Source organism: Candidatus Igneacidithiobacillus taiwanensis, assembly GCF_031962545.1.
Taxonomy (GTDB): domain Bacteria; phylum Pseudomonadota; class Gammaproteobacteria; order Acidithiobacillales; family Acidithiobacillaceae; genus Igneacidithiobacillus; species Igneacidithiobacillus taiwanensis.
Genome location: NZ_JAVRKK010000077.1, coordinates 1 through 10,987 on the forward strand (window position 1 = coordinate 1; position 10,987 = coordinate 10,987).

A 10,987-nucleotide genomic window follows, 5' to 3' on the forward strand; every position below is an offset into this window, starting at 1 on the left:
CAACGCCGAACGGCCACACCATCGACTCGGACAGAAACCACCGCTATCCTTCCTCCTCCAACATCTACCACAGTGCCAAAGGTGGTGGACGCATACATCGGCTTGACAGCAGAGCCTGGTCTGACGAGAATGCGAGGGGTAAACCCCGCCGGAGATAGCATCTCCGGCCCGACGCCTCCCTCGGGAGGCGTCTCTTTTTGCAGCCCCGCTAAGGTGCGCAGCCCTGGCCCGACGCCCTCTCCGTGAGGGCGTTTCTGTTTCTGAGGACAGCCCAGGCTCACAGCGAGCCCTCCGCTGCCGTGGCACGCGCAAGCAAGGCATCCAGATCCAGGTTGATGCTGCTCACCGCCCAGTCGGGCTCTTGAGAGAAGGGCTCGCGCACGTAGAAGGGCCCTTCGTGCTGGTCGCCATCCACCAGCACGATGGCGAGGAGGAACTTGTCGCGCTGGTTGAGACCGTACAGGATTTCGTTGCGGGTGACCGTGATGATGGTCTGCCCTTTGGCGCGGCCTTTGACCTCAATGTGACGGCTCTCGGGGAGGCGTCCGTCGCGGGCGGGGGGGAGGCTGGTGATGTCCCAGCCACACTTTTGCGCCGAGACGTCGATGACTTCGTGGCCCAAAGCGCGTTCGGCGTCCATTACCGCTTGCATGGCGATACGCTCGATGCGGCTACGGGCGTCGGCATCGGCCGTCCAGCCGGGCTCGCCTTTGCGCTGGAGCAAGAGGCCCTGCGGGATCACCAGCGCGCCGCCGAGGATGACGGGGGTCGCCGAGACGATTTGGCGCATGGCGCGCAAGGCCCGTTCCCGGGCTTGTAGGCGGGTGCTGAGCTCATCGATGGTGCGCCGGGTATTTTCGAGATTGAGGCGGACATCTTTGCCTGCCGCAATGTCGTCTCTGAGCTTGGCATAGCGAACGGACCAGAAGTCGATCTCCTTGACGAGGCGCTCGTGTACCGCTGCCAGGGTTTTGTCGACCATGGCCTCCCGGCGGGACTGCACTTCGTTGAAGTGTTCCGGCACCAGATGTTCGGAGGCATAGGCCAGTGCCTGCGCGTCCAGATCGCGGCTAATCCAGTCTGCGGCAAGGATGTCTTGCAGCAAGTTCCGATCACTGGGCGCTATGGGCTCCAGGTCGAGGTGAGGGGCCCAGCCGGCATTGTGGGCAGACCCCGCGGGATCGATCTCTACGAACTGGAGACGGCGGGAGATGATGGTCTGGGGTTCCGTTCCCTCCTTGACGGCGTGATCGATGAGGACGAGCACCCGTGGCATGAGACCAGGATCGTTGGGATCGACCAAAACGGCTCCTTGCTTGAGCTTGGAGCGGTGGGTTTCCAGGACCAAATCCGTAACCGTTTGCATTAGGGGGTGAGCCGGATGCAGGAGCGTGGCGACCGGCGCGCCGACGCGGTCGGTAAGACGCACCTGTTGTTTTTCAAAGCAGACGCGCTCGTAGCGCTGGAGCACAGGCTCCCGGTAGCGGTGGTCTCGGCCAGACAATCGTCGATCGCGCTCGCGGATGGCCGCGGGCACGTAGGTAATCTCGTAGCGGCCGGATTCGCGCGGGCGCAGTTCCCCTCCCTGCTCGCCAAAGGCTTTGGTGAAGAAAGAGCGGACAAAGAAAGGTTGTAGCTTGCGGGCTTCGGCCTTCTCCATCTCTTCCTTGACGGCAAAGAGGCGCCTCTCGTCCATCACTTCTTCGCAGAGGGCATTCCGCTGAAGGATCTGTCGAATGCGCTCGGTGTCGAGGGCGCCTTCTACCCGTTGAAGCAAACGGGCACGGACTTCGGGGTCGGAACCGTAGCGGATGGCCTCGATGAGTAGGTCCTTGAGGGGTTTGTCTTCAAAGACCTCTCCAAGGATGTCGAACACACGACCGCCCAGGGCTTGGCGCTCGATTTCCAGTTTTTCGAAAAGCCGCTGAAACACATCGCCTTCTCGGGTTTCGGAGGCTACCAGGTTCCAGAGATGACAAACCTCTGTTTGACCAATGCGGTGAATGCGCCCGAATCGCTGCTCCAGACGGTTGGGGTTCCAGGGAAGATCGTAGTTCACCATCAGATTGGCATTTTGCAGGTTCACGCCTTCCCCTGCCGCATCGGTGGCCAGCAGTACGCGCACGGCGGGGTCGTTGCGGAACAGCTCCTGCACCTTGCGGCGTTCTTCGCGCTTGACCCCACCGTGGATCATCACCACGGCGTCGGCTTGGCCGAGCAGGCCGCGGATTTTCTCGGCCAGGTAGTTGAGCGTATCGCGGTGCTCGGTGAAGAGGATGAGTTTGCGCTGCCGGCCATCGGCATCTCGCATCTCTGGGGTGTCTTGCAAGAGGCGAGAGAGCTCGTCCCATTTGCGGTCCTGACCGGAATAAACCACTTGGCGGGCTTGTTCTTCCAGACTTTCTAGCAGGGCGATTTCGGCCTCCAATTCCTGGATGGTGCGGGCGGCCGTGGCCTGATCGACGACGGCCTCCTCAAAGTTTTCGTAGTCGTCGGGGGACATGGCGTCTGCCGATTCCCAAATGTCCTCCGGCACGCCGGCGTTGCCAAGGCCCGCCAGGGTCTCGGCCAGTGCCCTGCCGCGCTGTCCCAGCTTCTCTTCTTCGACCCGACGTTTGAGCTTATGGCGACGGCGCTTGAGCGACTGGTAGATGGCCTCGGGGCTGGAGGCCAGGCGGCGCTGCAGGGTAGTGAGGGCAAAGCCGACGGTACCCTTGCGTCCGCCGTCGACAAGCTCGTCGGCCTTGGCGAACTCCGTTTTGACATATTCGGTGACGGCCGCATAGAGCGCCGCTTCGGCATCGGAGAGTTGATAATTGACGGTGTAGGCGCGACGTTCTGGAAAAAGAGGCGTGCCGTCGAACTTGAGCAGGTCTTCCTTGATCATGCGGCGCATGAGATCCGAAACGTCGACCTTGTGCGCACCGTCACGGAACTTGCCGTAAAAGCGATCGGCGTCCAACAAAGAGAGAAAGAGCTGAAAATCCTCTTCCTTACCATTGTGCGGGGTGGCAGTCATCAGCAAGAAGTGGCGGGTGATGCTGCCGAGCAGTTCTCCCAACTGAAAACGCTTGGTCTTGCTGATTTTATTGCCAAAGTAGCTGGCGGAGAGCTTGTGAGCCTCATCGACGACCACGAGGTCCCAATGGGAGTAGCGCAGTTTTTCGAGAAGGTCTTCTGAGCGAGCCAGCTGATCGACGCGGGCGATGAGCAGCTCGTGATCGTCAAAGGGGTTACCGCTGCGCGATTGTTCCACCTGCTCCCGGGAAAAAAGCAGGAAGGAAAGGCCAAACTTTTCAAACAGCTCATCTTGCCATTGTTCCACCAGGCTGCCAGGGGCGACGATCAGCACGCGCTGGGCGTCGGCCCGCATCAAGAGCTCGCGGATATACAGCCCGGCCATGATGGTCTTGCCTGCGCCGGGATCATCGGCGAGAACAAAGCGCAGGGGCTGACGTGGCAGCATTGCTTCGTAGACGGCGGTAATCTGGTGCGGCAAGGGCTCCACGTTGGAGGTGTGCACCGCCATCATCGGGTCGAAAAGGTGGGCCAGGTGGATTCGGTAGGCCTCGGTGACGAGTTGGAAATCGCTCCCCGGCGCATCAAAGGACCAGGGGCGTCCGACTTCTGCCAGGGAGAGCCGATCCTCATCGCTGCGAAAGAGCATTCGCTCGCGCAGGGTGCCGTCTGCAGTTTTGTAGTAGACCGTGACCGCATCGCTCCCGACGGCCTCGGTAGTGACGATGCGCACGACCTCGCCAGGCTCTAAGCCGGCGATTGCCGCATTCTTGGTCAAGGATTCCAGTTTCATTTCAGCCTGCAGGTTATTACAAAAATCAATCCATTTTCGACATCTTCCCGACGAAGCTTATGGCCTTTTGGACGTCTCCATTGCTAGCGAACGACTAATTCGCCCACGGCCAAGCCTGACTCGCACAACCACTTTTCCCCTCGTTTCCCACGCAAAATTGCAGCACGACCAAGAAAAAGGCCCCAGGATTTATCCTAGAGCCTTGTTTTTATTGGTGGGCCCGCACGGACTCGAACCGTGGACCAAGGGATTATGAGTCCCCTGCTCTAACCGACTGAGCTACAGGCCCAAAAGGTCAATTGAGGATGGTGATTTCACCATCAACAAAGCTGCGTAGGCGCTCGGATCGCGAGGGGTGCCGCAGTTTGCGCAGGGCCTTGGCCTCGATCTGACGGATGCGCTCCCGCGTCACGTCAAACTGCTTGCCGACCTCCTCGAGGGTGTGGTCGGTGTTCATGCCAATGCCAAAGCGCATGCGCAGCACTTTTGCTTCGCGCGGGGTGAGACCGGTGTCGAGCAATTCCTCCACCACCTCACGGATGGCGGCATTGATAGCCGCATCCGTAGGCGCAGCCACATTGCGATCCTCAATGAAATCGCCAAGATGCGAGTCTTCGTCGTCACCAATGGGCGTCTCCATGGAGATGGGCTCTTTGGCAATCTTCAAGACCTTGCGGATTTTATCCTCGGGCATCTCCATGCGCTCGGCGAGTTCTTCTGGACTCGGCTCGCGCCCCATCTCCTGCAGCATCTGGCGGGAGATGCGGTTGAGCTTGTTGATGGTCTCGATCATGTGCACCGGAATCCGGATGGTGCGCGCCTGGTCGGCAATGGAGCGGGTGATGGCCTGGCGAATCCACCAGGTCGCGTAGGTCGAGAACTTGTAGCCGCGGCGGTATTCGAACTTGTCTACCGCCTTCATCAGGCCAATGTTGCCTTCCTGGATCAGATCGAGAAACTGCAGACCGCGGTTGGTGTATTTCTTGGCAATGGAAATTACCAAACGCAAGTTGGCCTCGACCATTTCCTTCTTGGCGCGCCGCGCTTTGGCTTCGCCAATGGACATCAGGCGGCTGGCCTCCTTGATTTCGGCAATCGGCAAGCCAGCGCGATCCTCGATGTCGCCCATGGTTTGGATGACGGCAAGAATCTCGTCCCGTAGTGCAGCCATTTTGGCGGCGTAGGGACGCTTGGATGCAATCTGCTCCTCCAGCCAGCTGGGATCGCTTTCCCGACCGGGAAAACTGCGGACGAAGTCTTTGCGCGGGTAGCCGGCACGGTCGATGCACAAGTGCATGATGCGCCGTTCCGCCTGGCGGACCTCGTCGATGAGCGCGCGCAGGGCATCGGCCATGAGATCGATTTGCCGCGCATTGAGCTTGATTTCGAGAAAGCGACTGGCGAGGACCTGCCGCTGCTCCTGATATTGGGCACTGCGCCCCTCACCGCGGGCGCGCATCTCCATCAGCAGGTTGTAATCGGCGCGGATGGCGGCAAAGCGCTCCAGCGCCTCTTCCATCTGTGGTCCCTTGTCGGCGACGGAAAGGGCTCCTCCCTCACCGTCTTCTTCCTCTTCGTCTTCTGCGCTCACCTCGCCCGCTTCGAGACTGAGTTCCTCATCCTCGGCGTTGGCGCTTTCTTCGATCGCATTTGGGTCGATGAAGGAATCGACGATTTCGTCGAGGCGCAGTTCACCACGCTCGACCTTGTCCGCGGCGTCGAGGAGGAGGGCGATGGTGGTGGGGCAAGTGGAAACGGCCCGCAATACCTGCAACAGGCCATCCTCGATACGCCGCGCAATCTCGATTTCGCCTTCGCGGGTGAGGAGCTCGACGCTGCCCATCTCGCGCATGTACATGCGCACGGGGTCGCTGGTACGCCCGATGTCGGCCTCGACCACGGCCAGCGCCTCTTCGGCTGCTTCTTCCACTTCCTGGGAGGCGATGGTGGGGCCGCCCTCGCCGTCGTCTCCAAGGAGCAGACCTTCATCTTCCGGCGCCTCCTCAAAGACCTCGATCCCGATGTCGTTGATCATGGAAATGACGTTTTCCATCTGCTCGGGGTCGAAGATCTCCTCCGGGAGGAGGTCGTTGATTTCCCGATAGGTCAGATATCCCTGCTCTTTTCCCTTGGCAATCAACGCCTTGAGCTCAGAACGCTGGGACTCCACATCGAAAGAGGTTTCGTTGTCAGTCATAGAAGATCCAACGGCACGGAAAGCCTGTTAGTATACGAAATATCCAACGCTTTTGGAAAGCGTATCAACCGTTTCAACTCTTTGCCGCCTTGCTCGCTCGCTTCTGTTGCAGATGCCGGCGCAGCTCCTCGCGCTCTTCCGGGGTCAGGGCGCCGATACCGGCGCGATCCCCCACTTGACCCAGGGCCAAACTACGCAAACGTCGCAACTCCGCATTGGCATTCGCCACCAGACCCTCGATGAGGGCTTCTGCGTCACTGCTCTGGGCACCGAGCAGCAGGGCGAGATAGCGCTCACCGTCGGGTTCGTCGGCCAGTGCCAAGCACAAGTCCTGACTGCTTAGATGGGATAGTCGAGCAGAAATTTCAAGGGCGCGCTGCAGCGCCGCCAACTCCGGCTGGTTGGCGGCAAAACGCTGCACCAGAGCGGCTTCGAGTTGGGACCAGGCCGGGGCTTCGGGATAGCGCAGGTACAGGGTCAGCAGGCGGGCAAAGAGTCCACGCCAAGGGCTGGATGGGCACTGGATACGCGGCGCAGCGCTTGGTCGCGATGCTGGCTTGGTCGCGGCGCGCAACTGCAGTTTTTCGCGGTAAATCGCTTGCAGATCGGGATCGCCGAGGCGCTCGAGGAACTCTCGCGCTCGCCGTCGATATTGTGCCAGCTCGTCGGACTGCTGCAGATTGTGCTCGCTGGCGAGGAATTCCAGGTATACGTCGACGGCGGGACGCGCCCCTTGCAGCAGATCGAGAAAGACCTGTGCTCCCTGTTGGCGGACGAGGGAGTCGGGATCTTCACCTTCGGGTAAAAACAGCACCCGTAGCAAGCGGCCGGGTCGCAACAGGGGCGGGCAGAGGGCGACGGCGCGTTGGGCGGCCTGGCGCCCGGCGCCATCGCCGTCAAAGCAAAGGATGACCTCCTTGCTGGCGCGGAACAAGGTCTCCAACTGGGTCTCACCCAAGGCCGTGCCGCTGGCGGCAACCGCGTAGTCGATGCCGGCCTGATGCAGACTGATGACATCCAAGTAGCCCTCGACCAGCACCACCTTGTTGGCACGACGAATCCCGGCTCGCGCCCGATCCAGACCAAAAAGGATCTGCGCCTTATGGTAGAGAGGCGTTTCTGGGGAGTTGAGATATTTGGGTTCGCGACCGTCTAGACTGCGCCCGGCTAGTCCGCTGAGGCGGCCGCGGCCATCGCGGATGGCAAAAATGACTCGCCCGCGGAATCGCTCATACCAGCGGCCATCTTCACTTTTTCCCAGAACGCCGGCAGCAAGCAGCAAGTCCCGCTCGGCGGCAGTCTTACCCAGCTGGGCGAGAACCCGCTGACCATCCGGGGCATATCCCAGTCCAAAGGCGGCAATGCTGTCGCTGGTTACGCCCCGGGACTGCCAATATGCCTGTGCTGTTGGGGCTTCCGTCAAGGCCGCTTGATATACCGCCAGGCTACGCTCCAGCGCCGCGCGCAAAGCCGGCAGTCGTTGGTCGACTGCGCTGGCGTCGGTTGTCTCGGGGAGCACGACACCGGCTTGCTCCGCGAGCATTTCGAGGGCCTCCAGAAAGCTCAGGCGTTCATAGGCGATGAGAAAGTCGAGGGCGTTGCCGTGGGCATGGCAGCCAAAACAATAGTAGATCTGCTTATCGGCACTCACCGAGAACGATGCGGTTTTTTCGTGATGAAAGGGGCAGCAGGCCCAATAATCCTTGCCCTTTTTCTTCAGGGAGACGCGGGTATCGATCAGTTTCACGAGATCCGTGCGCTCGAGGATGCTGTCGATGATTTGTCGGGAGTAGCGGGCCATGTTTTAGCGTAGTTCCAATTCGGCTACCCCGCCACCCCCTTGTTCCGGGGCAGCCATCCGCCAGGTGGCAACCCGCGGATCTTGGGCGGCAAATTCCCGCACCATCTCCGCCAATACCCCATTGCCCTTGCCGTGCAAGACCTCGATTTGCTTTCGTCCTGCCGCTACTGCCGCATCCAGATGGCGGAGCAGGGCAGCCTCGGCCTCATCTCGCCGCTGCCCGCGCAAGTCGAGGCGCCAGGGATGTTCCTCGGGAGCCGCGTACTGCGCGCGCCCACGCTCCTCGGGCATTTCCAAGCTTGCATCGGCGCGGAACTGCTCTGCCGGTATCCATAAATATTTGCCACGCAGTTCGATTTGTAAACGTTGTCCCGGTGTATCGACGCGCTGCACCTGTACCACTTGGTGCAAAGGCAAAAAGAGTCCGCGTGTTCCGGGCTCCGGCAGGCTCGACTCTGCCGTGCGCGGTGCCGAAAATTTGCCGTCGAGGCGATCGAGGGTGGCGCTGGCGGCCTGGGTATTGCGGCCACGTTTGAGATCGGCAATGGCCTGGCGTACCTGCCGGCGCGCATCGGCCAGGAGTTTTTGCCATTCTGCCCGCGCTTCTTCCTCGGCGCGGGCCCGTAAGGCAGCGGCTTTGTCGCGTTCCTTTTGCAGCTGCACGCGCAGGGCCGACTGCTCCTCGGCGGCGGCTTGGGCACGTGCCGCCTGTTCTTCGGCACTACGTAGCAGGGCATCGCGGCGCTCTTCCCAGTTTTCCCACGATTCCTGCCCACCCGCATAAATGGTCTCCGCCAGGGCAAGGACTGTTTCGGGAAGCCCGATCTTGCGGGCAATGGCCAAACCTTGGCTGGCCCCGGCGCGACCGAGCTGCAGGCGGTAGGTGGGCTGTAGGCGCTCGAGGTCAAAGCCCATGCCTGCCAGCAGCACACCCTCTTCCTGCAGGGCGTAGCGCTTGAGTACGCTCATATGGCTGGTGAGCACGGTAAGGATCTGCCGCTCGCGCAGATGCGCCACTACCGCCTGCGCCAGCGCCGCACCCTCCCGCGGATCGGTGCCATTGCCCAATTCATCGAGAAGGATCAGCGAGTTGGTAGAGGCAGCCGCCAAGATGTCGCGCACCTGCCGCATCTGCCCGGAAAAGCTGGAGAGATCGGCTTGCAGATCTTGAGCATCACCAATGACGGCGAAGATGCTCGGAAAGTAGCCAATCTGCCCCTCGGCGGGAATGGGGAGGCCGGCATAAGCCGCCAGATGCAGCAGGCCGATGGCCTTGAGCAGTGCACTCTTACCGCCGGTATTGGGTCCGGTAATGAGCAGCTGCTTGGCCTCTTGGCCCATGGCGAGATCGTTGCCGACAATGCCTTCCGGGTGCCGCAGCACGAGCAGGGGGTGACGAATGTCCCGCAGGGAAAATGCCGGCGCTCGCTGCAACTCCGGCAGCGTACCGCCCCAGCGTCCTGCCAATTCCAGGCCAGCGCGGGTGGCCTCGAGACGTCCCATGCGTATCAGCCCTTCGCGCAACCTTTCCACTTCACCGCCGAGGAGAGCAGTCAGGGCGCGCAGGATGCGCTCTTCTTCGTGGCGCTGGCTTGCTGCCAACTCGACCAAGAGGTTGTTTTGCTCCACCGCCTGCAGGGGCTCGATAAAGAGCGTCTCGCCGCTGGCGGAGCGATCGTGAACTATGCCGCGCAGGCGCCCTTTGAAGTTGGCCTTGACCGGCAACACGAAGCGCCCGCCGCGCTGCACGACATGGGGGTCTTGCCAGATATCCCGCTGCTCGCGCTCGCGCAGTAGACCTTGCAGCAATTGCTGCAGTTGGGCGCGCTGTACCCGTAATTGCTGGCGCACTCGTGCCAGTTCCGGGCTGGCGCGGTCGAGCAAACTACCATCGTCATCGAGGCTATCGCGCAGGCGGGACAGCAGGAGGGGGTGTGGACTCAGGTAGGGGATGTCTTCCTGCAGCCGATCATCGCTCCCCTGTAAAAAACGTGCATATTCAGCAGCAAGCTCGAGAACCCGGCGCACTCGGAGCAGTTCGGCACCGCTCAGTAAGGCGCCGGGCCGCTCGGCAAGATCGAGATGGTCGCGAATATCGGGTATGTCGGCGCTGGGCAGGCCGGGCCCGTTGCTCAGGCGTTGCTGCAAGTTGGTGCTGCGCTCCAGGCGCGCAGCGATTTCCGAAAACTCTGCATAGGGATCGAGAGCGTTTACATGGTCGCGCGCATACACGTGCGCACAACAGTCTCGCCAATATTGGCGGAGCAAGGGAAATTCTAGGGATTCGAGGGCCGCAGCTGCGAGCGCGGGAGCTGCGGTGGTGCCGACGGCCTCTTCCATGCTCACGCAGAGAGGTGGGCTTTGACCTTCTCCGAAAGCATCGCCATGTCTACACGGCCCTGCACTTGTGGGCGCAGCACGCCAAGTACCTTGCCTAGGTCGCGTGGGCCTTGGGCGCCGGTCTCGGCAACGGCGGCGGCGATGAGCCGATCGATTTCTGCCGCATCGAGGGCTGCTGGCAGATAGGGTTGCAGGAAGGCGATTTCCACTTCCTCTTTCTCCGCCAGCTCGGGGCGCCCCCCGTCGCGAAATTGTCGAGCCGATTCTTTGCGCTGCTTGATGGATTTTTCGACGATGGCAAGAATGTCGGCGTCACTCAGATCGCGGCGCTCATCGACTTCCCGTTGTTTGATGGCGGCGAGCAGCATGCGGATCGTGCCCAGGCGTTCGGATTCCCGCGCGCGCATGGCCGCCTTCATGTCATCTTGAATCTGCTCGCGCAAGGACATCAGTACATCCGCACCAAACGCAATTGCTGCCGACGCATCCGCTTGAGCGCCCGCTTCCGTGCTGCCGCAGCCTTACGCTTGCGCTCCTCAGTGGGCTTTTCGTAAAACTCCCGACGGCGCACCTCCGTCAACACGCCCGCTTTTTCGCAGGAGCGCTTGAAACGGCGCAGGGCAACTTCGAAGGGTTCATTCTCTTTGATGCGAATGGTTGGCATGAAAAGCGGTTCCTCTCCAAAAAGGTCAGTCCAGAGGCGCCAAAGCATACTCGCTGGCAGCTGATGAGTCAAAGACTTGTATGCGTCCACCACCTTTGGCACTGTGGTAGATGTTGGAGGAGGAAGGATAGCGGTGGTTTCTGTCCGAGTCGATGGTGTGGCCGTTCGGCGTTG

6 protein-coding genes and 1 tRNA gene are annotated in these 10,987 nt (G+C 61.2%); all 7 read right to left on the reverse strand.

The window, feature by feature from the left end; genetic code table 11:
* Window positions 1-277: 277 nt before the first annotated feature.
* Window positions 278-3,811 (reverse strand): helicase-related protein, encoded by a 3,534-nt coding sequence (locus RTI30_RS09690; RefSeq protein WP_312263158.1) that lies wholly within the window; start codon window positions 3,809-3,811, stop codon window positions 278-280.
* A gap of 212 nt (window positions 3,812-4,023) precedes the next feature.
* Window positions 4,024-4,100, reverse strand: a tRNA-Ile gene (locus RTI30_RS09695).
* 6 nt (window positions 4,101-4,106) lie between these two features.
* Window positions 4,107-6,008 carry an RNA polymerase sigma factor RpoD gene (rpoD, locus tag RTI30_RS09700; RefSeq protein ID WP_312263157.1) on the reverse strand — a complete coding sequence of 634 codons (1,902 nt, stop codon included), beginning with the start codon at window positions 6,006-6,008 and terminating at the stop codon, window positions 4,107-4,109.
* A 73-nt stretch (window positions 6,009-6,081) separates the two neighbouring features.
* Window positions 6,082-7,809, reverse strand: coding sequence for a DNA primase (dnaG, locus tag RTI30_RS09705; protein ID WP_312263156.1), 1,728 nt, complete (start codon window positions 7,807-7,809; stop codon window positions 6,082-6,084).
* A 3-nt stretch (window positions 7,810-7,812) separates the two neighbouring features.
* Entirely contained in the window at window positions 7,813-10,149 is a 2,337-nt protein-coding gene (locus RTI30_RS09710; protein ID WP_312263155.1) for an endonuclease MutS2, read from the reverse strand.
* Between the two features lie 2 nt (window positions 10,150-10,151).
* Window positions 10,152-10,598, reverse strand: a complete 447-nt coding sequence (locus tag RTI30_RS09715; RefSeq protein ID WP_312263154.1) for a GatB/YqeY domain-containing protein — start codon at window positions 10,596-10,598, stop codon at window positions 10,152-10,154.
* Window positions 10,598-10,813, reverse strand: a complete 216-nt coding sequence (gene rpsU, locus RTI30_RS09720) for a 30S ribosomal protein S21 (protein WP_312263153.1) — start codon at window positions 10,811-10,813, stop codon at window positions 10,598-10,600. The genes RTI30_RS09715 and rpsU overlap by 1 nt, the downstream gene beginning before the upstream one ends.
* Window positions 10,814-10,987 lie beyond the last annotated feature (174 nt).